Source organism: Neoroseomonas oryzicola (assembly GCF_012163135.1).
GTDB classification, from domain to species: Bacteria; Pseudomonadota; Alphaproteobacteria; order Acetobacterales; family Acetobacteraceae; genus Neoroseomonas; species Neoroseomonas oryzicola.
In genome coordinates, this window is record NZ_JAAVUP010000002.1 from 948,819 (window position 1) to 974,344 (window position 25,526).

General features: G+C 71.4%; 25 protein-coding genes. 11 read left to right on the forward strand and 14 right to left on the reverse strand.

Going from position 1 to position 25,526, the window contains the following annotated elements; all coding sequences use genetic code 11:
* Positions 1-39: 39 nt before the first annotated feature.
* The 5 genes from ggt to GWK15_RS11095 are packed head-to-tail and all read left to right on the forward strand — an operon-like array spanning position 40 to position 5,357.
* Positions 40-1,608: a gamma-glutamyltransferase gene (ggt, locus tag GWK15_RS11075; RefSeq protein ID WP_168041336.1), complete on the forward strand. Its 1,569-nt coding sequence runs from the start codon at positions 40-42 to the stop codon at positions 1,606-1,608.
* Positions 1,609-1,655: 47 nt separating this feature from the next.
* Positions 1,656-2,573 carry an ABC transporter permease gene (locus GWK15_RS11080; protein ID WP_168041337.1) on the forward strand — a complete coding sequence of 306 codons (918 nt, stop codon included), beginning with the start codon at positions 1,656-1,658 and terminating at the stop codon, positions 2,571-2,573.
* On the forward strand, positions 2,570-3,436 hold the full coding sequence (locus GWK15_RS11085) for an ABC transporter permease (RefSeq protein ID WP_168041338.1): 867 nt from the start codon (positions 2,570-2,572) through the stop codon (positions 3,434-3,436). The genes GWK15_RS11080 and GWK15_RS11085 overlap by 4 nt, the downstream gene beginning before the upstream one ends.
* Positions 3,433-4,410, forward strand: coding sequence for an ABC transporter ATP-binding protein (locus tag GWK15_RS11090; RefSeq protein ID WP_168041339.1), 978 nt, complete (start codon positions 3,433-3,435; stop codon positions 4,408-4,410). Before GWK15_RS11085 ends, GWK15_RS11090 begins: the two co-directional genes overlap by 4 nt.
* Positions 4,407-5,357, forward strand: a complete 951-nt coding sequence (locus GWK15_RS11095) for an ABC transporter ATP-binding protein (protein WP_168041340.1) — start codon at positions 4,407-4,409, stop codon at positions 5,355-5,357. The genes GWK15_RS11090 and GWK15_RS11095 overlap by 4 nt, the downstream gene beginning before the upstream one ends.
* Positions 5,358-5,361: 4 nt before the next feature.
* Here GWK15_RS11095 and GWK15_RS11100 read toward each other — a convergent pair whose 3' ends face one another.
* On the reverse strand, positions 5,362-6,909 hold the full coding sequence (locus tag GWK15_RS11100; protein WP_168041341.1) for an ABC transporter substrate-binding protein: 1,548 nt from the start codon (positions 6,907-6,909) through the stop codon (positions 5,362-5,364).
* Positions 6,910-7,029: 120 nt separating this feature from the next.
* On the opposite strand from GWK15_RS11100, the gene pobA reads away from it, so the two are divergent.
* Positions 7,030-8,205, forward strand: coding sequence for a 4-hydroxybenzoate 3-monooxygenase (gene pobA / locus GWK15_RS11105; protein ID WP_168041342.1), 1,176 nt, complete (start codon positions 7,030-7,032; stop codon positions 8,203-8,205).
* On the opposite strand, the gene GWK15_RS11110 is transcribed toward pobA, so the two are convergent.
* Positions 8,193-9,170, reverse strand: a complete 978-nt coding sequence (locus GWK15_RS11110) for a Gfo/Idh/MocA family oxidoreductase (RefSeq protein ID WP_168041343.1) — start codon at positions 9,168-9,170, stop codon at positions 8,193-8,195. The two genes, pobA and GWK15_RS11110, sit on opposite strands and share 13 nt — an antisense overlap.
* A 66-nt stretch (positions 9,171-9,236) precedes the next feature.
* Positions 9,237-10,451 (reverse strand): MFS transporter, encoded by a 1,215-nt coding sequence (locus GWK15_RS11115; RefSeq protein WP_168041344.1) that lies wholly within the window; start codon positions 10,449-10,451, stop codon positions 9,237-9,239.
* A 122-nt stretch (positions 10,452-10,573) separates the two neighbouring features.
* On the opposite strand from GWK15_RS11115, the gene GWK15_RS11120 reads away from it, so the two are divergent.
* Together GWK15_RS11120 and GWK15_RS11125 are read left to right on the forward strand one after the other, a co-directional pair.
* Complete coding sequence (locus GWK15_RS11120) at positions 10,574-11,476, forward strand: NAD(P)-dependent oxidoreductase (RefSeq protein ID WP_168041345.1); 903 nt, start codon at positions 10,574-10,576, stop codon at positions 11,474-11,476.
* A gap of 10 nt (positions 11,477-11,486) precedes the next feature.
* The gene (locus GWK15_RS11125) at positions 11,487-12,452 is read left to right on the forward strand and encodes a Bug family tripartite tricarboxylate transporter substrate binding protein (protein ID WP_168041346.1); all 966 of its coding nucleotides are present in this window, start codon (positions 11,487-11,489) and stop codon (positions 12,450-12,452) included.
* Positions 12,453-12,455: 3 nt separating this feature from the next.
* Here the strand turns inward: GWK15_RS11125 and GWK15_RS11130 are convergent, their stop codons facing one another.
* Genes GWK15_RS11130 through GWK15_RS11140 form a run of 3 tightly spaced genes read right to left on the reverse strand, consistent with a single transcriptional unit; the run spans position 12,456 to position 15,828 of the window.
* The gene (locus GWK15_RS11130) at positions 12,456-13,964 is read right to left on the reverse strand and encodes an amidohydrolase family protein (RefSeq protein WP_168041347.1); all 1,509 of its coding nucleotides are present in this window, start codon (positions 13,962-13,964) and stop codon (positions 12,456-12,458) included.
* A gap of 10 nt (positions 13,965-13,974) precedes the next feature.
* Positions 13,975-15,051 (reverse strand): tartrate dehydrogenase, encoded by a 1,077-nt coding sequence (locus GWK15_RS11135; RefSeq protein ID WP_168041348.1) that lies wholly within the window; start codon positions 15,049-15,051, stop codon positions 13,975-13,977.
* 57 nt (positions 15,052-15,108) lie between these two features.
* Entirely contained in the window at positions 15,109-15,828 is a 720-nt protein-coding gene (locus GWK15_RS11140; RefSeq protein WP_168041349.1) for a DUF1028 domain-containing protein, read from the reverse strand.
* 104 nt (positions 15,829-15,932) lie between these two features.
* On the opposite strand from GWK15_RS11140, the gene GWK15_RS11145 reads away from it, so the two are divergent.
* Entirely contained in the window at positions 15,933-16,916 is a 984-nt protein-coding gene (locus tag GWK15_RS11145) for a Bug family tripartite tricarboxylate transporter substrate binding protein (protein WP_168041350.1), read from the forward strand.
* On the opposite strand, the gene GWK15_RS11150 is transcribed toward GWK15_RS11145, so the two are convergent.
* Genes GWK15_RS11150 through GWK15_RS11160 form a run of 3 tightly spaced genes read right to left on the reverse strand, consistent with a single transcriptional unit; the run spans position 16,917 to position 19,499 of the window.
* Positions 16,917-17,642, reverse strand: a complete 726-nt coding sequence (locus GWK15_RS11150) for a haloacid dehalogenase type II (protein WP_168041351.1) — start codon at positions 17,640-17,642, stop codon at positions 16,917-16,919. It lies immediately after the preceding gene.
* Positions 17,639-18,517, reverse strand: a complete 879-nt coding sequence (locus GWK15_RS11155; RefSeq protein ID WP_168041352.1) for an isocitrate lyase/PEP mutase family protein — start codon at positions 18,515-18,517, stop codon at positions 17,639-17,641. Before GWK15_RS11155 ends, GWK15_RS11150 begins: the two co-directional genes overlap by 4 nt.
* 10 nt (positions 18,518-18,527) lie before the next feature.
* Complete coding sequence (locus GWK15_RS11160) at positions 18,528-19,499, reverse strand: Bug family tripartite tricarboxylate transporter substrate binding protein (RefSeq protein ID WP_168041353.1); 972 nt, start codon at positions 19,497-19,499, stop codon at positions 18,528-18,530.
* 107 nt (positions 19,500-19,606) lie between these two features.
* On the opposite strand from GWK15_RS11160, the gene GWK15_RS11165 reads away from it, so the two are divergent.
* The gene (locus GWK15_RS11165; protein WP_168041354.1) at positions 19,607-19,984 is read left to right on the forward strand and encodes a nuclear transport factor 2 family protein; all 378 of its coding nucleotides are present in this window, start codon (positions 19,607-19,609) and stop codon (positions 19,982-19,984) included.
* 22 nt (positions 19,985-20,006) lie between these two features.
* On the opposite strand, the gene GWK15_RS11170 is transcribed toward GWK15_RS11165, so the two are convergent.
* From GWK15_RS11170 to GWK15_RS11185, 4 genes are all read right to left on the reverse strand, one after another.
* On the reverse strand, positions 20,007-20,420 hold the full coding sequence (locus GWK15_RS11170) for a nuclear transport factor 2 family protein (protein ID WP_168041355.1): 414 nt from the start codon (positions 20,418-20,420) through the stop codon (positions 20,007-20,009).
* Positions 20,421-20,499: 79 nt separating this feature from the next.
* Positions 20,500-21,486: a Bug family tripartite tricarboxylate transporter substrate binding protein gene (locus tag GWK15_RS11175; RefSeq protein ID WP_168041356.1), complete on the reverse strand. Its 987-nt coding sequence runs from the start codon at positions 21,484-21,486 to the stop codon at positions 20,500-20,502.
* A 21-nt stretch (positions 21,487-21,507) separates the two neighbouring features.
* Positions 21,508-22,416: a fumarylacetoacetate hydrolase family protein gene (locus GWK15_RS11180; RefSeq protein ID WP_209442113.1), complete on the reverse strand. Its 909-nt coding sequence runs from the start codon at positions 22,414-22,416 to the stop codon at positions 21,508-21,510.
* Positions 22,413-23,294, reverse strand: a complete 882-nt coding sequence (locus GWK15_RS11185; RefSeq protein ID WP_168041357.1) for a TauD/TfdA dioxygenase family protein — start codon at positions 23,292-23,294, stop codon at positions 22,413-22,415. The genes GWK15_RS11180 and GWK15_RS11185 overlap by 4 nt, the downstream gene beginning before the upstream one ends.
* Positions 23,295-23,400: 106 nt before the next feature.
* Here GWK15_RS11185 and GWK15_RS11190 point away from each other — a divergent pair, with 106 nt between their 5' ends.
* Positions 23,401-24,654 carry an NAD(P)/FAD-dependent oxidoreductase gene (locus GWK15_RS11190; protein ID WP_168041358.1) on the forward strand — a complete coding sequence of 418 codons (1,254 nt, stop codon included), beginning with the start codon at positions 23,401-23,403 and terminating at the stop codon, positions 24,652-24,654.
* On the opposite strand, the gene GWK15_RS11195 is transcribed toward GWK15_RS11190, so the two are convergent.
* Positions 24,651-25,526, reverse strand: a complete 876-nt coding sequence (locus GWK15_RS11195) for a hypothetical protein (protein ID WP_168041359.1) — start codon at positions 25,524-25,526, stop codon at positions 24,651-24,653. The two genes, GWK15_RS11190 and GWK15_RS11195, sit on opposite strands and share 4 nt — an antisense overlap.

Sequence of the window (25,526 nt, forward strand, 5' to 3'; positions counted from 1 at the left end):
TTGGCATATGACGGCATCCGGGCCCATCGCCCGCTGATCATGGGCCGCCGTGGTGCGGTCGCGACCAACCATCCGGTGGCCACGGCCGCGGGGCTCGACGTGCTGCGGGCCGGCGGGACGGCGGCCGATGCCGCGGTCGCGGTCTCCCTCGCGCTCGGCGTGGTGGAACCGCACATGAGCGGCCTCGGCGGGGATGGCTTCTACCATCACTGGTCGGCTTCGACCGGGCGGGCCGAGACCTATGCCGGCACCGGCCAGGCGCCCCGCGCCGCCACCGTCGATCGCTACCGCGCCGAAGGGGGCGTGCCGAACCGCGGCCCGCTGTCGGTCCAGACGCCGGGCAAGGTCGCCGGGCTCGCCGCGCTGCACGCCGCCCATGGCGGCCGCCCCTGGGGCAGCCTGTTAGGTGCGGCCATCGAGGCCGCGAGCGAGGGCTTCGCCGCGACCCACGCGCTGCGCCATTTCGTGGGCGAGAACCGCGCGCACCTCGCCGCCGACCCCACCAGCCGGGCCATCTGGCTGCCGGGCGGGCAGCCGCCCGCGGTCGGGGACCTCGTGGTGCAGCCGGCGCTGGCGGCGACGCTGCGGCGCCTCGCCGCCGCGGGGCCGGAGGAGATCTTCGCCGGCGCCGTCGCGCGCGACCTCGCCGCCGACCTGAGCGATGTCGGGTCGATCGTGGCCGGAGAGGACCTCGCCGCCGTCGAGGCGCGCATCGCCCCGCCGATCGGCATCGCCTGGCGGGGCTTCGAGGTCCGGCAGACGCCGCAGCCCTCGATGGGCTTCGCCATGCTGCAGATGCTGCGGATCATCGAGGGCTTCGACCTCGCCGCGCTCGGCTGGGGCAGCGCCGCGCTGGTGCATCTGATGGTGGAAGCGAAGAAGCGCGCCTTCCTCGACCGGGAGGCCGAGGCCGGGCGCGACCAGCCGGACTTCGCCGCGCTGCTGTCCGATGCCCGCGCCAAGGCCCATGCCGCGGCGATCGGCGATCGCGCCGCGCACCTGCCCGTCCGCGCCATGGCCGAGGCCGACACGACGTATTTCTGCGTCGTCGATGCCGAGGGCAATGCCGTCTCGGCCATCCAGTCGATCAACGGGGCCTTCGGGTCGGGCGTGACGGCGCCGCGCACCGGCATCCTGCTCAACAACCGCATGTCCTACTGGCATCTCGAGGAGGGGCACGCGAACCGCCTCGCCCCCGGCCGGCGGGTGCGCCACACCATGAACGCGCCGATGGTGATGAAGGACGGCAAGCCCTGGATGGTCTTCGGCACGCCCGGTGCGGACAACCAGGTGCAGGTGAACTTCCAGGTGCTCGTCGCCGCGGCCGTCTTCGGGATGGACCCGCAGCAGGCGCTCGAGGCACCGCGCTGGACCTCCTCCCAGCCCGGCCAGGAATCCAACTACCCGCATGGTGGCGGCGAGGTGCTGACCATCGAGCGCGGCGCGGGCGAGGGCACCATCGCCGGGCTGCGCGAACGCGGCCATGAGGTGAAGGTCGTTCCGGACCTCGAGGGCGCCTGCAGCGTCGAGGCGATCCGCGTGCTGGACAACGGCGTGCGCATGGCCGGGTCGGATCCGCGGCGGGACGGCTGGGCGGCGGCGTATTGAGGCGGGGCTTGCGGGGCGTGCGACGGCCTGCCTAGGCTGACCGCGGGATGCTTCGCTTCTTTCTCCGCCGCTTCGCGGTTGCGGTGCTCGTCGCGCTGACGGTGCTGACGCTCGCCTTCCTGCTGACGCGGGTGTCGGGCGACCTTGCGATCTCGATCGCGGGGCCGAACGCGACGCAGGCGGATGTCGATGCGATCCGCGAGGCCTATGGCCTCAACCGGCCGCTCGTGGTGCAGTATTTCGACTGGCTCGGCCGCGCGGTGCAGGGCGATTTCGGGCAGAGCTACTTCTTCCGCGACCGCGTCGCCAACCTTATCGCCGCGCGCATGCCGGTGACGGTGACGCTGGGGCTGGTCGGGCTCGCCATCGCGCTGGTGGTGTCGCTGCCGCTCGGCATCCTCGCCGCGGTGCGGGAAGGGACCTGGGTCGATCGGCTGGTCGGGCTGGTGGCGATGATCGGGCAGGCCATGCCGTCCTTCTGGCTCGGCCTGGTGCTCATGATCGTCTTCGGGCTGCAGCTCGGCTGGGTGCCGATCTCGGGTGTCGAGACCTGGGACGGCTACATCCTGCCCGGCATCGTGCTTGCCTTCTCGGCCATCCCGTCGCTGACGCGGCTGACGCGGTCGGGGATGATCGAGGCGCTGGCCTCGGACTACATCCGCACCGCGCGGGCGAAGGGGCTGACGCGCCTGTCCATCCTGGTGAAGCACGGCTTCCGCAACGCGGCGATCCCGGTCGTGTCCATCGCGGCGGTGCAACTCGGCTTCATGCTCGGCGGGTCGATCGTCATCGAGACGGTCTTCGCCCTGCACGGCGTCGGCTTCCTCGCCTGGGAGAGCATCAGCAAGAACGATTTCCCGGTGGTGCAGGCGGTCGTGCTGGTCTTGGCACTGATCTACATCGCGCTGACGCTGCTGGCGGACCTGCTGAACGCCGTGCTCGACCCGCGGCTGAGGACCGCATGAGCGCTGCCGTGATGCCCGCCGGGCGCGGCGCACGGCTGCTGCGCAATCCCGGCTTCGTGGTGGGGGCGGCGATCGTCGGGCTCTGCGCCGTCATCGCGATCCTCGCCCCCTGGATCGTGCCCTACGATCCCTTCGCCATCGACCTCGATCGGCGACTGGTCCCGCCCTCCTTCATGGAAGGGGGCGATCCGCGGAACTTCCTCGGCACCGACCAGCTGGGGCGGGACTATTTCTCGCGGCTGATCTACGGCGCGCGCATCTCGATGGTGATCGGGGTGCTGACGGTGATCACCTCCGGACTGATCGGTATCACCATGGGGGTGCTGGGCGGCTTCTATGGCGGCAAGATCGACGACGCGGTCGTCTTCGCCATCACCACGCGGCTGTCGATCCCGGCGGTGCTGGTGGCCCTCGCGGTCGCGGCGCTGCGCGGCAGTTCCTTCATCCTGGTGGTGCTGGTGCTCGGGCTGCTGCTGTGGGACCGCTTCGCGGTGGTGGCGCGGTCGACCACGATGCAGATCCGCAACCTCGACTACGTCTCGGCCGCCTGGTGCGCCGGCGCGTCGCGCTGGTGGGTGCTGACGCGGGAAGTGCTGCCGAACATCGCGACGCACCTCGCCGTGGTCGCGACGCTGGAGATGGCGCTCGCCATTCTGCTCGAGGCCGCGCTGTCCTTCCTCGGCCTGGGCGTGCCGGCCCCGCTGCCCTCCTGGGGGCTGATGATCAGCGAGGCCAAGGAATACATGTTCTTCAGCCCCTGGGTGATCATGATCCCCGGCGCTGCGCTGTTCGTCCTGGTGATGGGCGTGAACCTGCTGGGCGATGCGCTGCGCGACATGATGGGCACGGACCTGTCGCGATGAGCGCGCTGCTCGAGGTTGCGGACCTGCGCGTGACGATCGGCAGCACCGCCGCGGTGCGCGGCGCCTCGCTGACCGTCAACAAGGGCGAGACGCATTGCCTGGTGGGCGAGAGCGGCTGCGGCAAGTCGATCACCGCGCTGTCGGTGATGGGCCTGCTGCCGCGCGGCGCGGTGCGGGAGACGACGGCGCTGCGCTTCGCCGGCGAGGAGATCGGCCGCTACGGCGAACGCCAGATGGAACGCCTGCGCGGCGACCGCATGGCGATGATCTTCCAGGAACCGATGACCAGCCTGAATCCGGCCTATACGGTCGGGTCCCAGATGACGGAGGTGCTGCGCCGGCACCGCGGCACGCCGCGCGCCCAGGCGGTGGACCGGGCGGCGGAACTGCTCGCGCGCGTCGGCATCACCGCGCCGGGGCTGCGGCTGGGGCAGTATCCGCACCAGCTCTCGGGCGGCCTGCGACAGCGCGTGATGATCGCCATGGCGCTGATGTGCGACCCGGAACTGCTGATCGCGGACGAGCCGACCACCGCGCTCGACGTCACCGTGCAGGCGCAGATCCTGCGGCTGCTGGCGGGGCTGCAGAAGGATCTCGGCCTCGGCATCCTGCTCATCACCCATGACCTCGGCATCGTCGCGCGCGTCGCGGACCGCGTCTCGGTCATGTATGCGGGGGAGGTGGTCGAGAGCGCGCCGACCGCCGCGCTGTTCGCCGCCCCCGAGCATCCCTACACGCGTGGGCTGCTGACCTGCGTCCCGGTGCCCGGCAAGGCGAAGCGCGACGAGCCGCTCGGCAGCATTCCCGGCGTCGTCCCGCGCATCCAGCCGGGCTTCGCGGGCTGCGGCTTCCGCGACCGCTGCGCCCAGGCGAGCGCGGCCTGCGCGGGGACCATCCCGCGGCGGGAGGCCAGCGTGGGCCACGAGGTGCTCTGCACGCTGCCGCCGCGTTGGGGCGGGGCGGCGGCGGCATGAGCGCACCGGCGATCGAGGTCCGCGGCCTGCGGCGCGTCTTCCGCGTGCGGCAAGGCCTGTTCGCGCCGCCGCGCGAGGTCGTCGCGGTGGACGACGTCTCCTTTTCCGTGCCCGCGGGCAGCGTGCTCGGTGTGGTGGGGGAAAGCGGCTGCGGCAAGTCCACCCTGGCGCGGCTGATCCTCGGCCTGCTCGAACCCAGCGCCGGCGACGTGCTGGTGGACGGGCAGCGCCTGGGTGGGATGGACCGCCGCGCGCGGGCCAGGCTGATCCAGCCGGTCTTCCAGGACCCCTTCGCCTCGCTGAACCCCAAGCGGCGCATCCGCGACATCGTCGCCATGCCCCTGGTCGCCCAGGGCGACGTGTCGCGGGCGGAGGTCGAACGCCGCGTGGCCGAGGCGCTCGACCGCGTCGGCCTGTCGCGCGAGCAGGGCACGCGCTTCCCGGCGCAACTGTCGGGCGGGCAGCGGCAACGCGTCGCGATCGCCCGCGCGCTGGTGCTGCGCCCGCGCATCGTGGTGTGTGACGAACCGACCAGCGCGCTCGATGTCTCGGTGCAGGCGCAGATCCTGAACCTGCTCGCGGAACTGCGGCGCGACCTTGGGCTCACTTACCTGTTCATCAGTCACAACCTCGCGGTGGTCGAGCACATCGCGAGCGAGGTGGCGGTGATGTATCTCGGCCGCATCGTGGAGCGGTCGGAGAGCGAGCGGCTGTTTGCCGCGCCGCGGCATCCCTATACCCGCGCGCTGCTGGCCTCGGTGCTGACGCCCGAACCGGGGCTCGGCGTGCCGGATGTCGGGCTGGGGGATACCATGCCGGACCCGGCGAACATCCCGCCGGGCTGCCGCTTCCATCCGCGCTGCCCGGTCGCGATCACGAAATGCTCGACGGAAGCGCCGAGGCCCACGGCGGATGCCGCGGGCCTCGTCGAATGTCACCTCGCCTGACGGATCACTTCCACTTGGCGAGGTAGAAGCGCGGCAGCTCGTCCGGGAAGGTCGGGAATTCCAGTTCCTTCCGGAAGCCGAAGACCGAGACGTAGGTGTGCAGCGGCAGCCAGTAGGCCTGTTCGGTGGCGCGGCGGATCGCCGCGTCATAGGCGCGCTTGCGCACCGCCTCGTCGGCCGTCGAGCCGCCTTCCTCGAGGAGGCGGATCATCTCGGGATCGCGGGCATAGTCCTGCGCCCCGCCCGAGAAATAGTTGGGCAGGATCGCCGAGACGTCGTTGATCGAGTAGGAGCCCCAGGACCCCATTTCCATCGCGAGCTCGCCGCGCATCGACCGCTGGATCTGCGCGGCCACCTGCATGAGGTTGAGGTTGGCGCGGATGCCGACGGCGCGCAGGTAGTTCTGCACGGCCTCCGACCATTGCCGCGGCTGGACATAGGAGGTCAGCTCGATGTCGAAGCCGTTGGCGAAGCCGGCCTCGGCGAGCAGCGCGCGCGCCTTGGCCGGGTCGTAGTCGTACTTCACCGCGGCATCGGCGTTGCAGCCGAACTGGGAGGGGAAGCAGGGCGCGTCCGGCACGCGCGACCCGCCACCGACCAGGCGCTCGGCGATCGACTTGCGGTCGATGGCATGCCAGACGGCCTGGCGCACCTTGAGGTTCGTCATCGGGTTGCCCGCCCCGCTGCGACCCGACGCATCGAGGTTGAGGTAGCCGACGCGCATCGATTCCTGCCGCGTCGACTGCAGGTAGGGCATGCGGTTCACGTTGGCGACCTGGTCCGGGTTCATGTTCCAGATCCAGTCGACGCGCTGGCCGAGCAACTCGGTCAGTTCCGTCGCCGCATCGCCGATGTAGCGCGCCGTCAGCTTCTGGATGGCCGGCCGTCCCTTGGGACCGCCCTGGTAGTAGCCGTCGAAGCGCTCCCACTCGACCCCGGTGGCGACGTCGACCTTGGTGAAGCGGTAGGGCCCGGTGCCGATCGGGGCGCGGGAGAAACCGTCGGGTCCGACGCGCTCGCGATAGGCCTTGGGCCAGATCGGCATGACCAGCGCGGCGTATTCCAGCGCCGCGGGCGTCGGCCGCTTCATGTGCAGCCGCACGGTCCAGTCGCCGGTCTTCTCCGCGCCCTGGATCCAGGCGTAGTTGGACGGCGTCGCGACGCGCGTGTTCGGGTCGGCGATGGTGTTGATGGTGTAGACGACGTCGTCCGGGCCGAAATCGCTGCCGTCGTGGAACTTCACGCCCTGGCGCAGCGTGAAGTCGAGCGTCTTGGTGTCCACCCAGCGCCATTCGGTCGCGAGTGCGGGGACGATGCGGAAGGTCTCCGGGTCGCGATGGACGAGGCCGTCCATCGCCTGGTGCGCGATGATCAGCCCCGTGCGCTGGCTGTTGAAGTAGGGATCGACGTTGGGCACTGCGTCGCGGAAGGCGATCCGCAGCGTGTTGGCGCTGCGCTGTGCCGCGGCCGGCTGCACCAGGATGGTGGGAAGGGCGAGGGCCCCGGCCGCGCCGGCAATGCCCTGACCCAGAAGGCGACGCCCGATCGTCATTGTCCGGTCTCCCTGCTGGTTGGGAGGAGCCTAGGGACAGGCAGGGGGACCCGGCAAGCCTGCGTGCTTGCGCCCCGCGCGGCTTCGCCCGCATATCGGCGGCAGGGGGAGGATACGGCCATGCGGACACAGGTCGGCATCATCGGGGCCGGGCCGGCCGGGCTGCTGCTGGCGCAGATGCTGCACCAGCGCGGCATCGACAGCGTGGTTCTCGAAGCCCGCTCCCGCGACTACGTCGAAGGCCGCATCCGGGCCGGGCTGCTCGAACAGGGCGCGGTCGACACGCTGACCGAGGCCGGCGTCGCCGATCGCCTGCACCGCGAAGGCCTGGTCCATCACGGCCTCGCCCTGCGCTTCGCTGGGCGGGAGGAGCGCATCGACCTCACCGGCCTGACCGGCGGCAAGGTGGTGACGATCTACGGCCAGCAGGAAGCGGTGAAGGACATGATCGCGCGGCGTCTGGCCGACGGCCTACCGCTGCATTTCGAGGCCGCGGACGTCGCCGTGCACGACATCGCCTCGCACCGCCCGCGCATCACCTGGCGGCAGGACGGGCGGGAGCATGCGCTCGACTGCGACGTGATCGCCGGCTGCGACGGCTTCCACGGCATCTGCCGCGAAGCCATCCCGCCGGCCGACCTGACGATCTACGACCGCATCTACCCCTTCGCCTGGCTTGGCATCCTGTCGCGCTCGCGGCCGATGTCGGAGGAACTGATCTACGCCCGCCACGCGCGCGGCTTCGCCCTCGCGACCATGCGCAGCACGACCGTCAGCCGGCTCTATCTGCAATGCGCGCCGGAGGAGGACCTGTCGCAATGGTCCGACGAGCGCATCTGGGTCGAACTCGCCACGCGCCTCGGCGCGCGGGACGGGGAGCTCGAGGTCGGGCCGATCCTGCAGAAGGGGGTGACCGCCATGCGCTCCTTCGTCGCGGAGCCGATGCGCCACGGGCGGCTGTTCCTCGCCGGCGATGCCGCGCACATCGTGCCGCCGACAGGGGCGAAGGGGATGAACCTCGCCATCGCGGATGTGCGCGTGCTGGTCCGCGCGCTGGAAGCCTTCTTCGCCGGGCGCGGGGAGGCGCTGATGGATGCCTACTCCGCGACCTGCCTCGACCGCGTGTGGAAGGTGCAGCGCTTCTCCTGGTGGATGACGCAGTTGCTGCACCGCTACGATGGCGAGGACGCCTTCGAGGAACGCGTCCGCATGGCGGAGCTCGACTACCTCGCCGGCTCCGTCGCCGCGCGGACCACGCTCGCCGAGAACTACGTCGGACTGCCCTACATGGACTGAGCGAGGATCGCCTCGACGACCTCCTGCACCTCGAGCGCCTCGCGCAGCGTGGCCAGGTGATGCGTCTCCCCGCGCGTCATCGCGGCGACGCCGTCGAGCTGCTTCTTCAGCACCATCGGGCGCATGCGCTCATTCGGCAGGGCGTCGGGGGCGGCCGACCAGATGCCGTCGGCGCCGCGGCGTTCGGCGAAGGACCAGTCGCGCAGGCGGATCGCGCCGGCAGGGCCTTCCAGCACCCAGGCGTTATGGTCGTCGGCGAGGGTGGTGCCGACGCCGCCCGAGAGCGCGACCGGCACGCCGCCCGCGGTCAGCCGCGCCGCGATTGCGGTTTCCGAGCGGCCCGGCGCGGCGAAGGTCGCGCGCGCCGCCTCGAGCACGATCGGGCCGAGTTGCCGGCGGGTGAGGAAGAGGAAGTGGGAGACGACCTCCCGCGTGAAGCCGCCCTGCTGCGGCTTGTCGAGCCATGTCACCGCATCGCGCTGCCAGGACCGCGGCCAGGCGGCGAAGGCGGTGGTGATGGACAGTTCGCGCGGCGCGCCGACCGCGCCCTCGGCCCGCCAGGCGTTCAGCTGCGCGACGGCGGGGGAGGAGGCCATCGGGAAGTTCACCGCGCCGCGCGCGCCGGAAGCCTCGGCGGCCGCGACGAAGGCGCGCGCTTCCTCGGTGCTGACCGAAAGCGGCTTCTCCAGGAAGGCCGCCTTGCCGGCCGCGAAGGCCGCCTTGGCATGGGCCAGGTGGAAGGCGGGCGGGGAGGCGACGTAGAGGCAGTCGCAGGCCGCGATCACCGCCTCGGCCGAGGCGAGCATGGGCACGCCCGGCACCGCCGCCGCGAGCCGCGCCGCGGCCTCGGGCGCCGGATCCCACACGCCGACGATGCGGACCTGTTCATGCCCCGCGGCGAAGCGCGCGAGGCGTTCGCCCATGATGCCGAAGCCGACGATGCCGAGGCCGATACGTTCCGCCATCTTCCCGATCCTTCCGCGCTGCGCGGCGCCTGTATCGCCGCCCGCGCGCCCGCGGTCCATCCTCCGTCAGCGGCGCAGCGATACGCCCACCAGTGCGGCCACGACCGCCAGCAGCAGCGCGACCAGCACCATCGGCAGCGACCAGGATCCGCTGAGCGTGACCAGCGCCGAGAAGGCCGAGGGCCCCGCGACGTAGCCGAGGAAGACGAAGAGCGTCGTCCCCGAGGTCACGTCGCTGACCCGGTCGGGCGGCGCGACGCGCGCCACCTCGGCGAGCGAGATCCCGTTCCAGGAGGCACCCACGAAGCCCGCCAGCGCGCAAACCGCCCCCAGCAGCCAGCCCGGCGCCCCCGCCGGCAGCAGCGCCAGCGCGATGACGGACCCCGCCGCGACGAAGGCCTGCACCACCAGGTTGCGCGTCGCCCGGCCCGTCCGGTCGGCGAGCCAGCCGAGCAGGATGCGCGCCACCACCCCCGCGACCTGCATCGCCGCGAAGGTGCCGCCGGCTTCCACCAGGGACATGCCGCGCGTCTCGACCAGCCAGGTGACAGTGAAGGAGAACAGGCAGCCCTGGCAGATCGCGAAGGCGACCGACAGCGCGGTCAGCCGCGGCAGCAGCGGATCGATCCGAAGTGCCGCCACCGGCGCGGCGATGGTGTGCGGGGAGAGCACGTCCCGCAGCCCGATGCGGCGGGCGGGATCGCGCTCGACGTCGAGCCCCGCGCGCAGCGGCTGGATGGCGGCCGCGGCGACGACCGCGGTCGCGACCGCGACCAGCAGCGCGGCGCCCCAACCTGCATAGGCCGCCACGGGTGCTGCGATCAGCCCTGCCAGCGCCCCGCCCAGCGGCGCGCCGGCCTGCTTGACCGAGAAGATCAGCGTTCGGTGGTCCTTCGGCGCCGTCGCCGCGAGGATGCGGCTGCCCGCCGGAGGCGTCGGTCCGTAGCCGATGCCCAGCATCAGCGAGGCCAGCATCAGCGCCGGCAGCGCGCCCATCGCGGCGACCAGCAGCGCCGCCGCGGCGATCCCGGTGCCGAGCTGCAGCGTCCGCACCGGGCCGAGCCGCGCGAGGAACGGCCCGCCGAGCAGCAGGAACAGCACCGTCCCGAAGGCGACCAGGGAGGAAAGGTTGCCGATGCGCTCCGGCGCGAGCCCCGCGCTCGCCATGATCAGCGGTGCGACGACCGGCAGCGTCTGGGTCAGGAAGGAGGCGACCGACTGCATCAGCAGCGTCGCGCCGAGGGCGGCGACCCAGGATGCAGTGGCGGCGGGATTCGGCATGCGGCTCTCCGTCCGCCAGCATGACGCAGGCGCCGGTGGCATGGGAGATGCGATCCGGCGCGTCTTGCCATCCCCCGCGCCGCGACCGAGCATCGCGCCGTCATTGAAGGGGGAAACGCCCGATGTCCCAGGGTGGAACGCAGGTCGGCTTCATCGGCCTCGGCATGATGGGCCTGCCCATGGCCCGCAGCATGATCGAGCGCGGCTTCCGCGTGCTCGGCTGCGATACGTCCGAGGCCGCGCGCGCTGCCCTGGCCGAGGTCATGCCGGCCGGTGCTGTGGCCTTCGCGCCGGACCCGGCCGCGGTCGCAGCGGCGACCGACATCGTGGTGCTGATGCTGCCCAACAGCCGCATCGTCGCGCAGGTGATGGAAGGCCCGAACGGCCTGCTGCCCGCGCTGCGCCCGGGGATGCTGGTGATCGACATGAGCTCCTCCGAGCCCGGCGAGACGCGTCGGCTCGCGGCGCTTGTCGCCGAGCGCGGCGCGATGATGGTCGATGCGCCGGTCTCGGGCAGCGTGGCCAAGGCCAAGACCGGCACGCTCGCGATCATGGTCGGCGGCGACGACGCCGCCTTCGCCAAGGCCGAGCCGGTGCTGAAGGGCATGGGCGAGGCGATCATCCGCACCGGCGCGGTCGGCTCCGCCCATGCGATGAAGGCGCTGAACAACTTCGTCTACGCGGCGGGCCTGCTCGCGACCGCCGAGGCGCTGCGGATGGGCGAGGCGCTTGGCCTCGACCTCGGCATCCTGACCGACGTGATGAACGCCTCCTCCGGCCGCAACATCGCGACCGAGACCAAGTCGAAGCAGGAGATCATCACCGGCCGCTATGCCGGCGGCTTCATGCTCGGGCTGATGCGCAAGGACCTCGACACGGCGGGCAGCATCTCGGAAGCGACGGGCGTCGCCTCGCCGTCGCTGCAGCTCTGCCGGCAGCTGTGGGCGGAGGCCGTGCAGATGCTCGGCCCCAACGTCGACAACACGCAGATCCACCTCTTCCTGAACCGCTGGGCACCGCGCTGAGGACATGCCGATGACCACGATCCATCGCCGCGCCCTGATCGCCGGGGGCAGCGCGCTCCTCGCCGCCCCGGCCTTCGCCCAGGGCGCCTGGCCCGACCGGCCGATCCGCCTCGTCGTAGCCTTTCCGGCCGGCAGCGTGACGGACACGCTGATGCGCCATCTCTCGGAGCCGCTGTCGCGCGAGCTCGGCCAGCCGGTGATCGTCGACAACCGCCCCGGCGGCAGCGGCGTGGTCGGCACCGAGAGCGCGGCGCGCTCGGCACCCGACGGGCACACTTGGTGCGTGCTGTCGGTGACCAACGGGGCGCTCAACACCTACACGATCCGGCGCCTGTCCTACGATCCGATCCGCGACTTCGCGCCGATCGGCTTCGTGGCGGAGACGGCCTATATCCTGGTCGTGCCGGCGTCCTCCCCGGCGCGGGACCTGCGCGGCTTCATCGAACACGCCAAGGCCGCGCGTACGCCGCTGACCTTCAGCCATGGCAATTCCTCGGCGCTGATCGCCTCGGCGACGCTGGCGCGGCTGGCGGGCGTCGAGATGACCGCGGTGCCCTATCGCGGCGGTCCGGAGGCGCTGACGGACGTCATCGCCGGGCGCATCGACAGCACCTTCACCGACTTCGCCGCGGGCATGCCGCAGATCCGCGAGGGCAAGATCCGCGCGCTGGCGGTGACGCTGCCGCAGCCCTTCTCGCTGGCGCCGGAGATCCCGACCGTCGCTTCGGTGCTGCCGGACTTCGCCTTCGATGTCTGGTTCGGCATCTCAGTGCCGGCGGCCACGCCCGCGCCGATCATCGCGCGCGCCAATGCGGCGCTGAACAAGGTGTTGGGGGATGCGGAGCTCAAGGAACGCCTCGCGCGGCTCGGCTACGCGCCGCGCGGCAGCAGCCCGCAGGAATTCCAGGACTTCCTGCGCAACCAGATCACCGTGCTGACCCAGCGCGCGCGGGAAGCGGGCCTCGAGCAGCAGTAGCGATCAGTCCGGCGCGTCGCAGAGATAGCGCCGGACGTGATAGCGCTGCGCGGCGAAGGCCGGGCAGAAGGAGGCGACGACGGGCGCGAGGCGCTCGAAGAGGCCCTTCCGCTCGGCGTTCAGCGCCTCGAGCCGCTCGACGGCGGCCTCGGCCTCCAGCGCCAGTTTCGCGAGGTCGATGGTCAGCAGCCGGCGGTCCTTCACCACGAAGCGGCCGCCGATCATGACGTGGCGCAGGCTGCTGCCGTCCTCGACATGCACCATCTGGTTCACCGACCAATGGTGCGGGATCCAGTTGATGGAGCCGAGGTCGAGGAAGACGATGTCCGCCTTCATCCCCGGCGCGATGGCGCCGATGTCCTTGAAGCCGAGCGCCCTGGCGGACCCTCGCGTCGCGGCGGCGTAGACCTCCTCGACCGAGGCCCAGGCGCGCGGGTCGGGCGTGCGGACCTTCGACATCACGGAAGCGGCGCGCATCGCCTCGTACATGTTCTGGTGGTCCGAGGATGACGCGCCATCCGTCCCGATGCCGACCGTCACGCCGAGGTCGAGCGCCCGGCGCAGCGGGAACATCCCGTTGCCGAGCTTCATGTTGCTGCCCGGATTGTGCGCCACCGCGCCGCCGGCATCGCGCAGGCGCTTGAGGTCGTCGTCGTCCAGCCAGATGCCGTGCGCCGCCGTGAACTCCGCCCCCACCAGGCCGAGCGCATCCATGTGCGCGAGCAGCGTCTTGCCGTAGCGGCGGATGCCTGTCAGCGCCTGCACCTTGCTCTCGCCGACATGGGAATGCAGCCCGACGCCGAAGTCGCGCGCGAGATCGCGACAGCCGCAGAGGAAGGCGTCCGAGCAATGGTGCGGGATGGTCGGCGCCACCGCGGCGCGGATGTCCTTCGACGCCCAGCGCCAGCTCGCCAGCGCGCCGCGCATGGCATCGAGCGTCTTCTGGTAGTGCGGCAGCCGCATCCCGTCGACCGTGGCGCGCAGGTCTTCCGGCAGCGCGTCACGCAGGCCGGGGATGGCATCGTAGACGGTTGTGTCGGCGACCATCGGGGCGATGACCGCGCGCATGCCGATGCCGGCATAGGCCTCGGCCACCGCGTCGAGGCCCTCGGCGGTCGGCAGCGGCACTTCGGCATAGAGGTCATAGGCCGCGGTGCAGCCCTTCATCAGCATCTCGGCGGCGTTGATCTGCGCCGAAAGCTTCTTGTCCTGCAGCGCCCGTCCGCCGCCGATCCAGGGCGCCGCGGCGAGGAGCAATTCCAGGGTCCAGCGGTCACCCATCCCGCGCGCGAGCGCGCCATGGCCATGGGTGTGGGCATTGACCAGGCCGGGGTGCAGCAGGAAGCCACCGGCATCCACGATGCGCGCGCCCTCCGGCGCGGCGAGGCCGGCGCCGACCGCGCGGATGACGCCGTCCTCGATGAGGATGTCGGTCGGTTCGGCACGGCGCTTGGCCGGATCGGCCAGGCGCCCGCCGCGGATCAGGGTGACGCCAGGCTCGATCTCGGCCATGCCGGTCTCCTCAGATGTTCGCGCCCTTGAGCGCGGCGATCACCGCATCCGTCACCTGGGCCGTCGTCGCCGTGCCGCCAAGGTCGGGTGTCAGCACGTCGCCGCGCGCGGTCACGGCTTCCACCGCGCGCATCAGGCGCTGGGCGGCGGGGGCTTCGCCGAGGTGCTCGAGCATCATCGACGCCGTCCAGAAGGACCCCAGCGGATTGGCGATACCCTTGCCGGTGATGTCGAAGGCCGAGCCGTGGATTGGCTCGAACATCGACGGCCGGCGCCGCTGCGGGTCGATGTTGCCGGTCGCGCCGATGCCGAGCGAACCCGCGAGCGCCGAGGCGAGGTCCGACAGGATGTCGGCATGCAGGTTGGTCGCGACGATGGTGTCGACCGTGCCGGGCTTCATCACCATGCGCGCGGTCATGGCGTCGACCAGCATCTTCTCGACCGTCAGGGCGGGGTATTGCGCGGTGACCTCGGCGCAGACCTCGTCCCACATCACCATGCCATGGCGCTGGGCATTGGACTTCGTCACCACCGTGAGATGCTTGCGCGGGCGGGACATCGCGATCTCGCAGGCATGGCGGCAGATGCGCGCCACGCCGTCGCGGGTGAAGACGGCGACGTCCATCGCGACCTCGAGCGGCAGGCCGCGATGGGCGCGGCCGCCGACGCCGGCATATTCGCCTTCCGAGTTCTCGCGCACGATCACCCAGTCGATCTGCTTGCCAAGATCCTCGCGCAGCGGGCCGCGCACGCCGGGCAGAAGGCGGGTCGGGCGGACATTCGCGTACTGGTCGAAGCCCTGGCAGATGGCCAGGCGCAGTTCCCACAGGGTGATGTGGTCGGGGATATCCGGCGCGCCGACGGCACCGAAGAAGATCGCGTCGAAGCCCTCGAGCTGCTTCAGGCCATCATCCGGCATCATCTTGCCGGTGCTGCGGTACATCGCGCTGCCCCAGTCGAAGGTCTGGAACGCGAAGGAGAAGCCGCCCTGGGCCTCGGCCACGGCTTCCAGCACGCGGCAGCCCGCGGCGATGACCTCGGGCCCGATCCCGTCGCCCCCGATGGCGGCGATCCTGTGCTGGCGCATGGCGTATCCTCCTGTGCTCGCGCCTGACTGCCGCCGCGGCGGCGCCGGCGCAAGCCCTCAGCGGCGGAAGCGGATGTCGAGCCCTCGGGCCCGCCAGCCGGCCTCGATCGCGTCCATGTCGGTCAGCCCCGCCGGATTGGCCTTGGACGGGCGGGTGTGCTGGCTGGGCTCGGCCTGGACGCGCCACAGCGCCAGCAGGCGGGAGAGCTCCGTCAGGGGCTCGGCGTGGTCGTCTACGCGCAGGTTGATATCGGGGAAGTCCTCGGTCGTGGTGATCACCAGCGCGGCGGATTGCTTGCCACGGCGGTCGCCGCCCTCGGCCTGGCCGGCATGGAGCGCGGTCATCAGGCGTTCGGGAAGCGGCAGGTCGCCGCGCCGCGCGAAGACCTCGGCGGTCGCCGCGATGACGGCCTCGCCCGCCAGCATGTTGCCCGCGACGCTGAAGCCGTCGCCTGCGACGCTGCCGCACCAGTCGACGCAATTCGCCCCGGTATGCGCGGCGGTGCGGCCGAAGCGGTCGACCACATGGATCTGCCGCAGCCCGCGCCCCTCGTCGCCGGCCAGCGCGCTGTCCAGCGCCAGCTGCGGCGTCAGCCCCCGCGCCAGCCCGTCCAGCACCACCGGGCCGAGGTAGCGGTTGCTCATCGACTGGGTCGAGACCGCGCCCAGGCCCGAGCGGAGGAAGGGGCAGGCGGCGCCCACCGCGAGGTTGCAGGTGGTGACCGCGACGGCGAAGGCGCCGCTGGCGGCGTCATGGGCGACGATGGACCAGGTCATGGGGGCTCCGGCTTCGTGTGCCCCGCATCCTGCACCAGCGCGACGTGGTTGACAGCCGGGGCCTGCCGCGCAGATGTGGGGCAAAGCCACGGGAGGACCTCACCATGACCATTCAGCTCCACCGCCGCGCGCTCGGCGGCCTCGCCCTCGCCGCCGGCCTGCCGGCCATGGCACGCGCGCAGGGCGCCTGGCCGAATGCGCCGGTCCGGATCGTGGTGCCGTTCGGCGCCGGCGGCGCGGTGGACACGCTGTCCCGCGCAGTGGCGAACGGCTTCGGCCCGCGCGCCAACGGCCAGGCCATCGTGGTGGAGAACCGGTCCGGCGCGGGCGGCACGATCGCCGGGCAGTTCGTCGCTCAGTCGCGTCCCGATGGGGCGACGATCATGATGGCCGACCTCGGGGCCAATGCCATCGGCAAGATCCTGCAGCCGAGCCTCGCCTATGATCCTGCGACGGCCTTCGCGCCGATCATCCACCTGGTGAACCTGCCGATCGTCGTCATCGTGCGCACGGAGTCCTCTGTCCGCACGCTGGACGACCTGGTGGCCGCCGCCCGCGGCAAGCCGGATGGCCTCACCTATGCTTCCCCGGGCGTCGGGCATGTCTCGCACCTCGCGGCCGAACTTCTCGCACGCCGCGCCGGCGTGCGCTTCACGGCGGTGCACTACCGCAGCGGCGCGGATGTGCTGCGCAGCCTGCTTGCTGGCGAGACCGACTTCACCTTCCCCTCGGTTTCCACCGCGCTGCCCTTCATCCGCGAAGGCAAGGCGCGCGCCATCGCGATCGGCACGCCGCGGCCCGTGCCGGCGCTGCCGGGGGTGCCCGCGGTTGCGGCGACGTATGCTGGCTTCGAGGCGATGACCTGGCACGGCATCGTCGGCCCGGCGGGGATGGACCCGGCGCTGGCGCAGCAGATCAACGGCGTCTTCCGCGCCATCATCACCAGCCCCGACGTGAAGACCTTCGTCGAGGAGCGGCAGGCGGCGGAGGTGGTGGCCGGCACCCCCGCCGAGTTCGCCGCGCTGATCGCCGGCGACATCCAGAAATGGACGCCGGTGATCCGCGAAGGGAATATCCGCGCCGAGTGATCAGCAGCCGAGGCGGTCGGCGAGGTCCTCGAAGGAGTTCGCCACCACTTCCCATTCCTGCTCGGCACGGGTGTCGGTCGCCTGATGGGGGCCGTGCTCGGTCGGGCGCAGCACGAAGGCGGTCTTGAGCCCGGTCCTGCGCGCCGCCGCGAGGTCGCCGTTATGCGCGGCCACCAGCGCGACCTGCTCCGGCTTCAGGCCGAGGATCTCGGCCGTCCGGAGATAGGCCTCGGGCTGCGGCTTGTAGGCCTGGGCGGCCTCGGCCCCGAGCACGGCATCCCAGGGCAGGCCCGCGCGCTTGGCCATGTTGGCCAGCAGCAGGATGTTCCCGTTCGACAGCGGCGCGAGGAAGTGGCGCGCCTTCAGCCGGATCAGGCCCGGGATGGTGTCGGGCCAGGGATCGAGGCGGTGCCAGGCGCGGTTGAGCCAGTCGAGCTCCTCCGCCGCGATGCCCGCCGGGTCGATGCCGTGGTCGCGCAGCACGCCGTCCAGGTTCTCCCGGTGCAGCACGTCGAGCCTGGTGAAGGGACGGCGGCCCGAGCGGACCTCCTCCATCGCCGGCTGGTAGCGCTTGCGCCAGGCATCGGCGAAGGCGTGCGGGTCCGCATCCGCCTTGCCGTGGCGCGCGAGGAAGGTCCTCGCGTCGCGTGCGATGCCGCTGCGCCAGTCGACGACCGTCCCGAAGACGTCGAAGACCAGCGCCTTCACGCCCGGAAGCGCGCTCATTCCGCGGCCTTCGGGGGCTGCTGGGCCCAGCGCGTCTCGAAGTCCCACACCTCGGGGAAGCCCATCAGTTCGGTCATGCGCTTGAAGCCGTAGGATTCGCCGATGGCGAGGCTGTCGCCGGTCTGCTTCAGGTGCCCATAGGCGCGCTCCAGCGCCGCGGCGACGGCGAGGAAGCCGATCGCGGGGTAGATCGCGATGGCGTAGCCGATCTCCTTCAGCCGCTCTGCCGGCAGGATCGGCGTGCGCCCGCCTTCCACCATGTTCGCGAGCAGCGGCTTGTCGATCGCCTTGCCGATCGCGCGCATCTCCTCCTCGCTCTCGGGGCTTTCGATGAAGACGATGTCGGCGCCGGCCTCGCCCATCATCCGCCCGCGGCGGATCGCTTCCTCGAGCCCGAGGGTGGTGCGGGCATCGGTGCGGGCGACGATCAGGAAGTCGGGGCTCTTGCGGGCCTCCGCAGCGACCTTGATCTTTAGCACCATCTCCTCGGCGGGGATGACGCGGCGGCCGGGCGTGTGGCCGCACTTCTTCGGCATCTCCTGGTCCTCGAGCTGGATGCCCGAGATGCCGGCGGCCTCGTAGCCCATCACGGTGTGACGGACATTGAGCAGCCCGCCATAGCCGGTATCGGCATCGGCGATCATCGGCGTCTTCACGCCGCGGGCCATCTGGCCCATGCGGGTGACCATGTCGGTGTAGGTCGCGATGCCGGCATCGGCGACGCCGAGATGCGAGGCGACCGTGCCGAAGCCGGTGCCGTAGAGGCAGTCGAAGCCCATGCCGTCGGCCACCTTGGCCGAGATCATGTCGAAGATGCCGGGTGCGACGATGAACTTCTTCTGCGCGAAGGCCTGTCGAAGGGCGGGGTTTGCCATGGTCGGGATCCTATTGCTGCGGACGGATGTGGCCGGCCTGCGCGGCGGCGGCCCAGATGCGGTCATCGCGCTGCATCGCTTCGAGCAGCGCGGGGCCGGGGCGGAAATCACGCTCGACGCCCATGCCGACCAGGCGCTGGCGGAAGGCGGCGTCGTCGAAGACGCGCTGCATCGTCTCGGTGATGCGGGCGGCGAGCGCGGGGTCCATGCGCGGCGGGGCGAGCATCGCGACCCAGCCCGACAGGTCGAAATTGGCGATGCCCTGTTCCTGCGTGGTCGGTGCATCCGGGAAGGCGGCGGTGCGTTCGGCCGTCGAGACGGCGAGAATGCGGACCTTGCCGGTCTGCATGTGCGGCGCGGCGCTGACCGTGCTGGTCCAGCCGGTCGGCAGGTGGCCCGCCACGATGTCGTTCATCAGCTGCCCGCCGGAGCGGTAGGCGACGTCGGGCATCTCCACCCCCGCGCGGCGGGCGAGTTCCTGGCCGATGAAGGAGGACAGCGCTTCGGTGCTGCCGGTGCCGACGCGGCCCGGATTGCGCTTCGCGTGCTCGATCATGCCGCGCAGGCTGTCGAAGGGCTGGTTGGTGCCGGAGACCAGCACCATGGTGTTGCGCGACAGCATGGCGATCGGCGTGAAGTCGCGGATCGGGTCATAGGGCAGGGAGGGCAGGTGGTAGCGGTTCATCACATGGGTCGAGACCACCACCAGCAGCGTGTAGCCGTCCGGTTCCGCCCGCGCGACCACCTCGGACCCGACGACGCCGGCGGCACCGGCGCGGTTCTCCACCACGAAGGGCTGCGGGAATACCGGGCGCAGCGCCTCGGCGATGGCGCGCGAGAGCAGGTCCGTCCCGCCGGCGGCGGCATAGGGGACGATCACGCGCACCGGGCGCGACGGCCAGGCCGCGGTCTGCGCCGACACCGTGGCCGGCGCCGCCAGCGCGGCGGCGGTAAGCAGGAGCGGTCGGCGTCCGAGCATCATGGCGTTTCGTCCCTTCGTTGTGCCGTTCACATGCCCCGCCACGCCGGCTCTGTAAACCGGCGCCGCGGCGCGCAATGATCGGTCGGACGACCACCCGGGAGGATCCCATGCCAGCCAGCGACATCGCCGCCATCGAAGCGGTGCTCCAGACCTATTTCGACGGATTGCATGAAGGCGACACCGCCAAGCTCGACGCCGCCTTCCATCCCTGCGCGCATCTCTATTCCGACAAGGACGGCGTGGTGCAGGACCTGCCGCGCGAACAGTGGTTCGAATGGGTAAAGAGCCGCCCGAACCCCAAGGCCAAGGGCCTGGCGCGGGAGGACCGCATCCTGATGCTCGACCAGTCGGGGCCGGAGACGGCGCTGGCCAAGGTCGCGTGCCAGATCCCGCCGCGCTACTTCACGGACTACCTGGTCTTCCTCAAGACGCAGCAGGGCTGGAAGATCGTCAGCAAGGTATTCCGCACCGACGTGCGGGAGTAGGCGCGGCCGCGGCTCAGGCGGCTCAGGCGGCGCAGGCGGCCGCGATGGCCGTGGTGTCGTAGAACTCGCGGAACTCCACCACCTGGCCGTCGCGCAGGCGCAACACGTCGACCTTGTCGACCTGCTGCTCCTCGCCGGTCTGGTGGAACCGCGCGCGCACCGTCGCGGTGACGGCGACCCAGTCGCCGTCCGCGATGATGCGCCCGACGCGGTAGTCCACGATGCGGCAGGCGGCGGCGAGGGCGGCGAAGTAGGCTTCGACGCCCGCGCGGCCGAGGCGTTCGCCGCACCACGGTGCGCCGGAGGTCGCCTCGCCGGACACCCAGCGGACGTCGGGGGCCATGGCATCCAGCACCGCGGGCAGGTCGCCCGCGAGATAGGCGGCGTAGATCGCCTCGACCCGCGCGCGGTTCCGCGCCGTCGCATCCTCGGCCATCGCATGAACCTCCCGTCGTTCTGGCGCCGGAAGGTCGCGCGCGGCAGTGGCCGGGATCAAGGGAATTCGGGGGACGGGATCAGTCCACCCGCGCCCCGGTCGCGCGGACCACGGGCACCCATTTCTCGATCTCGGAGGCGATGAAGGCGCGGGTCGCATCCGGCGTCATGCCCTCGGGGATGGTGTTCCCGAGGGCGATCAGGCGGTCGCGGACGTCGGGCTGCTTCAGCACCTCGGCGATCTGTTCATAGAGGAACTGGCGGATGACCATCGGCGTGCCGAGCGTGGTCGACCAGGGCGTCCAGGTCGTCGCCTGGAAGGCGGGCAGCCCGGCCTCGGCGGCGGTCGGCACGTCGGGGATCATCGGGGACCGTTCGGGCGTCGCGATCACCAGGCCGCGTACCTGGCCGGTGCGGATCGGTTCCGTGACGAAGGAGATCGTGTCCGCCTGGAACGCGGTGCGCCCGGCGAGCAGGTCCTGGAAGGCGGCGGCCGAACCGCGATAGGGCACGTGCTGCGCCTGCACGCCCATCAGGTGCAGCATCAGCGCCGCCGCGATGTGCCCCGTGGTGCCGTTGCCCGAGGAGCCATAGTCGAAGCGGCCCGGATTGGCCGCGACCTGCTGGCGGAACTCGGCCAGGGTGCGCGCCGGGAAGTTGTTGTTCACCACCAGCACGATCGCCGAATGGCTGCTGATCGTGATGTGGTCGACGCCGGTCAGCGGATGCACCCGCAGACGGTCGCCGTAGAGCCCGACATTCAGCGTGTGCGACCCCAGCGCGCCGACCAGCAGCGTGTAGCCGTCGGGCGGCGTCTGCGCGACCGTCTCGAAGGCGACGGTGCCGCCGCCGGAGGGACGGTTCTCGACAACGAATTGCTGGCCGAGCCGCTGCGACAGCGCGGTCGCGACCAGGCGCGCATTGATGTCGGCGTTGCCGCCGGGGGCAAGTGCGACGACGATGCGGACCGGCCGGTTCGGGTAGTCGGTGCCCGGCGCGCGCGGCTGGGCGAGGGCGGGCAGTGCCGCCAGCGCCAGGGCGGCGCCGAGGATCATCCTCCGGATCATGACGAATTCCTCCCGTGGTTCTTATGCGATCGAGTGTTCGAGGATGCCGACGCGCTCGACTTCCATCCGCAGCCGGTCGCCCGGCTTCAGGTAGCGCGGCGGATCGCGGAAATGCCCCACGCCGGAGGGCGTGCCGGTCGCGATCACGTCGCCGGGCTCGAGCGTCATGTAGCGGCTGAGGAAGGCGATCAGCGCGGGCACCGGGAAGATCAGGTCACGGGTATTGCCGTGCTGCACTTCCTCCCCGTTCAGCCAGCAGCGCAGGTCGAGCGCCCAGGGCTCCCCTACCTCGTCCGCCGTCGCGATGCAGGGGCCGATGGGGCAGAAGCCGTCCATGCCCTTGGCGAAGGATGTCATGGCGAGCGGCACGTCGAACTGGAATTCCCGCGCGCTGACGTCGTCGAGCACCGTGTAGCCGGCGACGTAGTCGAGCGCGGTGCCCTCGCTGACGTCCTTCGCAGTCCGGCCGATGACGACGCCGAGCTCGATCTCCCAGTCCGGCTTCTTCACCGATGGCGGGATGCGCACGGCGGCACCGGGCCCGACCACCGAGGAGGCCGGCTTCATGAAGATGCGCGGCAGTTCCAGCTTCGGCCCGCCGACCTCCTTCGCATGGTCGCCGTAGTTGCGCCCGATGCCGAGGATCTTGCCTGGCCGCAGCGGCGCCAGCAGCCGCACGGACCCGACCGGGCGGCGCAGCGACGCGTTCTCCGCCCGCGCGGCGAAGGCGAGCGCACGGCCGGCGGCGACCATTGCGGCCTCGTCGGCGATCAGCGCGACCATCTCGGCGGGGATCGCGGCCGCGGCGGTATCGGCCTCTCCCGCCGCGCGCATCGCCGCGGCGAGCGCCGGGCGCAGTTCCACCACGCTATCGCCGATCATTCCGCCGAGCACCGGGCCGGCGGGGCCCTCGAAAGTGACGAGCCTCATGCCGCCAGCGCCGCGTAGTCGAGGTTCGCCATGACCTGCACCCGCAGGATGAAGCGGTGCTCGTCCGGGCCGTAATCCGCGACGGCGTTGTGGGTGGTGCCGATGTTGTCCCACATCAGCACGTCGCCCTCGTCCCACTCATGCGTGTAGAGGTATTTCTCCTGCGCCTGGTGGCGGAACAGGTAGTCGAGCAGCGCGTCGCTTTCCGCGCGCTCCATCCCCTCCACGTACATGGCGTAGCCGGAATTGGCGTAGAGCACGCGCCGCCCGGTGATCGGGTGGATGCGCACCATCGGCTGGGAGACCGGCGGCTTCTTCGCCCGCTGTTCCGGCGTCAGCGGCCCGCGGATCGACCCCGGGCGGATGCGCATCATGTCCCAGAACTTCTGGAAGTCGTGGATCGCGGTGCGGCCCTCGATGCGCGCCTTCACCTCGGCCGGCAGGTCGTCATAGGCGGCGTGGACGTTGCGGAACTGCGTGCAGCCCAGGACGCGGCCGTCGCGGCGCGGCACGCGCTTGGCGTGCAGCACGTTCGCGAGCGCGATCTCCTTCGAATAGGACATGTCCGTGTGCCAGCCCTGCCCGGCGTCGGACAGGCCGATCGGCTTGCCGTCCGCGTCCTTCATGTTGGACAGGTGCATCACCTCGGGATGCCCCGCGGCGTGGAACAGGTTGGCGACGTTCACCTCGAGCTCGCCGAAGCGACTGCCGAAGGCCGACAGCGCCGGCGCATCGAGGTCCTGCTTCGGGAAGCACACCACGCCATACTGGCCGAGCGCGCGCAGCACCGTCTTGAAGTCGGCGGGCGAGAGGGATTGCGAGAGGTCGATGCCCTCCACGCGCGCGCCCAGCCCGGCATTGTTCGGGGTGATCCGCATCGGACGTTCCTCGTCTTGGTTGCAGGAAGGGTGCGCTGGCCCCGGCGGGCCGTCAACGCGCCGCCCGGTCTTCCGCGGCGCCGCGTGCTGCGCCAGCATGGCGGCCATGGACAGCACTCCGGAACAGCCGCGGATCATCGTCATCGGCGGCGGCATCGTCGGCCTCTGCGTCGCCTGGCACCTGGCCCGGCGCGGCCTCGCCCCGCTTGTGATCGAGGCCCGCAAGGCCAATGCCGCCTATACCGGCAATGCCGGGGCGATCAGCCACGGCTCGGTGGCGCCGCTCGCCATGCCGGGCGTGCTGCGCCAGGTGCCGAAGATGCTGACCGATCCGGCCGGGGCGTTGCACATCCCGCTGCGCTACTGGCTGAAGGCGGCGCCATGGCTGGCGCGCTTCGTCGCCTCGGCCCGCGCGCCGAAGGTCGAGGCCTCGGCGAGCGCGCTCGCCTCCCTGCTGTTCAGCGCGCCGGAACGCCACCAGGAGATCCTCGCCGCGGAGGGTGCGCTCGACCTCATCCGCCAGGAAGGCCAGATGTACCTCTACCGGGACGAGGCGCAGATGGCGAAGGACGCCGCCGGGCTGGAACTGCGGCGGCGCCACGGCCTGCGGATGGAGGTGCTGGACCGCGCCGCGCTCGCCGCGCTGGAGCCCGAGATCTCCCCCGCCTACACCCGCGCGGTCTTCCTGCCGGACCACGGATCCTGCGTGAACCCGGCGCGCATGGCCTCGGTCATCGCCAGCGGCATCCGCCGCATGGGCGGCGAGATCCGCGAGGCCGAGGTGCGCGCGATCAAGCTCGAAGGCCGCCGTGCCGCCGGCGTCGTGACCGATGCCGGGCTGGTGCCGGCGTCCCAGGTGGTGCTCTCGGCGGGCGCCTGGTCGGCGCGGCTGCTCGCGCCGCTCGGCATCAAGGTGCCGCTCGAGACGCAGCGCGGCTACCACGTCATGTTGCCGGATGCGGGCGTGCGGCCGGGCCGCATCCTCTCGCCCGCCGACCGCAAGGTCTTCATCACGCCGATGGAAGACGGCCTGCGCGTTGCCGGGTCGGTGGAGTTCGGCGGGCTCGAGGCGCCGCCGACCGAGGCGCGGGCGCGGCTGCTGCTCGGCGACCTGCGCGCTGTCTTCCCGAACGTCCGCACCGAGGGTGCCACGACCTGGATGGGCCATCGCCCCTGCCTGCCGGACAGCGTGCCGGTGATGGGGCCGCTCAAGACCTGGGACGGCATCTGGTGCGCCTTCGGCCATGGCCATTTGGGCCTGACCGGCTCGGCGCCGACCGGCGCGGTGGTGGCGGCGGCGGTCGCGGGCGAGAAGCCGAACTTCGACTTCGCGCCCTTCAGCGCGGAGCGCTTCGCCTAGAACATCGCCTTCCCGGCAATCGACCAGGCCTGGATCGCCGCGTCCTCGGCCGACGTCCCCTGCGCGGTCGGGAAGGACGCCGGTTCGGCGAGCAGGATGGCGCGGATCAGGAAGACCAGGATCCGGCGGTCCTGCGCGTCATCGTTCTGTTTGTACTGCTCCGGATCGCGGTTGACGGTGACCTCGCCGAGCGTCAGTCGCTCGCCCTGCCAGCGCGCCGCGACGTCGTAGATCAGGTTGCCCGTCCAGGACCGGCGGAACAGCAGGCGGTCGCCGTCCAGATGGATGAACCACTTCTCCTCCATCTCCGTGGGGCGGAAGCCGCGCGCGATCAGCCAGGATTCGAAGGGCGCGAAAGTGACGTCGAGACGGAACGCCGATGTCCGATCCGGCATGGGATGGACATGGCCGCCGAGATGGCCCGCATGCGCGCCCCGCAGCGCCGTCTCCTCGTCGCGGCCGAGCACGGCGGCGAGATGCGCCTGGGGGGAGGGGCCGGGCAGCGGTTTGCCGTCGATGAGAAGGCTCGGCATCGTGGGCGGGCGCCGCTTCCAGAACGCCGGACAGAAGGCAGCAAGCCAGCCGTAATCCGCCACCGCGATCACCGCGCTGCGGATCGTGCCGTCCGCCGCGCGCAGCGTTCCCGCGAGATGCGTCGGCCCGCGATGCGTCACCCGCAGCACGACGCTGCGCCGCGCCGCGGCGACCGGATGCAGCGCCTGGATGAAATCGAGCCGAAGGTCGCCGCGCCCGTTGCCGAGGGGCTGGATGCCGGTCAGCAGGACCGGGCTCGCGCCCCAGCCGGCCTGGCGGGGCGGCACCTCCAGCCAGCCCCACCAGGCACCGGGCGCGAGGGTCAGCGCGCCGGCCAT

What these genes read in the sequence shown, in the direction of transcription:
- GWK15_RS11080 (WP_168041337.1), top strand. Translation starts at nt 1,656, where the DNA reads ATGCTTCGCTTCTTTCTCCGCCGCTTCGCGGTTGCGGTGCTCGTCGCG.
- GWK15_RS11090 (WP_168041339.1), top strand. Translation starts at nt 3,433, where the DNA reads ATGAGCGCGCTGCTCGAGGTTGCGGACCTGCGCGTGACGATCGGCAGC.
- GWK15_RS11125 (WP_168041346.1), top strand. Translation starts at nt 11,487, where the DNA reads ATGACCACGATCCATCGCCGCGCCCTGATCGCCGGGGGCAGCGCGCTC.
- GWK15_RS11130 (WP_168041347.1), bottom strand. Translation starts at nt 13,964, where the DNA reads ATGGCCGAGATCGAGCCTGGCGTCACCCTGATCCGCGGCGGGCGCCTG.
- GWK15_RS11110 (WP_168041343.1), bottom strand. Translation starts at nt 9,170, where the DNA reads ATGGCGGAACGTATCGGCCTCGGCATCGTCGGCTTCGGCATCATGGGC.
- GWK15_RS11085 (WP_168041338.1), top strand. Translation starts at nt 2,570, where the DNA reads ATGAGCGCTGCCGTGATGCCCGCCGGGCGCGGCGCACGGCTGCTGCGC.
- ggt (WP_168041336.1), top strand. Translation starts at nt 40, where the DNA reads ATGGGCCGCCGTGGTGCGGTCGCGACCAACCATCCGGTGGCCACGGCC.
- GWK15_RS11095 (WP_168041340.1), top strand. Translation starts at nt 4,407, where the DNA reads ATGAGCGCACCGGCGATCGAGGTCCGCGGCCTGCGGCGCGTCTTCCGC.
- GWK15_RS11175 (WP_168041356.1), bottom strand. Translation starts at nt 21,486, where the DNA reads ATGATCCGGAGGATGATCCTCGGCGCCGCCCTGGCGCTGGCGGCACTG.
- GWK15_RS11120 (WP_168041345.1), top strand. Translation starts at nt 10,574, where the DNA reads ATGTCCCAGGGTGGAACGCAGGTCGGCTTCATCGGCCTCGGCATGATG.
- GWK15_RS11195 (WP_168041359.1), bottom strand. Translation starts at nt 25,526, where the DNA reads ATGGCCGGCGCGCTGACCCTCGCGCCCGGTGCCTGGTGGGGCTGGCTG.
- GWK15_RS11135 (WP_168041348.1), bottom strand. Translation starts at nt 15,051, where the DNA reads ATGCGCCAGCACAGGATCGCCGCCATCGGGGGCGACGGGATCGGGCCC.
- GWK15_RS11140 (WP_168041349.1), bottom strand. Translation starts at nt 15,828, where the DNA reads ATGACCTGGTCCATCGTCGCCCATGACGCCGCCAGCGGCGCCTTCGCC.
- GWK15_RS11100 (WP_168041341.1), bottom strand. Translation starts at nt 6,909, where the DNA reads ATGACGATCGGGCGTCGCCTTCTGGGTCAGGGCATTGCCGGCGCGGCC.
- GWK15_RS11180 (WP_209442113.1), bottom strand. Translation starts at nt 22,416, where the DNA reads ATGAGGCTCGTCACTTTCGAGGGCCCCGCCGGCCCGGTGCTCGGCGGA.
- GWK15_RS11145 (WP_168041350.1), top strand. Translation starts at nt 15,933, where the DNA reads ATGACCATTCAGCTCCACCGCCGCGCGCTCGGCGGCCTCGCCCTCGCC.
- GWK15_RS11155 (WP_168041352.1), bottom strand. Translation starts at nt 18,517, where the DNA reads ATGGCAAACCCCGCCCTTCGACAGGCCTTCGCGCAGAAGAAGTTCATC.
- GWK15_RS11165 (WP_168041354.1), top strand. Translation starts at nt 19,607, where the DNA reads ATGCCAGCCAGCGACATCGCCGCCATCGAAGCGGTGCTCCAGACCTAT.
- GWK15_RS11190 (WP_168041358.1), top strand. Translation starts at nt 23,401, where the DNA reads ATGGACAGCACTCCGGAACAGCCGCGGATCATCGTCATCGGCGGCGGC.
- GWK15_RS11170 (WP_168041355.1), bottom strand. Translation starts at nt 20,420, where the DNA reads ATGGCCGAGGATGCGACGGCGCGGAACCGCGCGCGGGTCGAGGCGATC.
- GWK15_RS11185 (WP_168041357.1), bottom strand. Translation starts at nt 23,294, where the DNA reads ATGCGGATCACCCCGAACAATGCCGGGCTGGGCGCGCGCGTGGAGGGC.
- GWK15_RS11150 (WP_168041351.1), bottom strand. Translation starts at nt 17,642, where the DNA reads ATGAGCGCGCTTCCGGGCGTGAAGGCGCTGGTCTTCGACGTCTTCGGG.
- GWK15_RS11160 (WP_168041353.1), bottom strand. Translation starts at nt 19,499, where the DNA reads ATGATGCTCGGACGCCGACCGCTCCTGCTTACCGCCGCCGCGCTGGCG.
- pobA (WP_168041342.1), top strand. Translation starts at nt 7,030, where the DNA reads ATGCGGACACAGGTCGGCATCATCGGGGCCGGGCCGGCCGGGCTGCTG.
- GWK15_RS11115 (WP_168041344.1), bottom strand. Translation starts at nt 10,451, where the DNA reads ATGCCGAATCCCGCCGCCACTGCATCCTGGGTCGCCGCCCTCGGCGCG.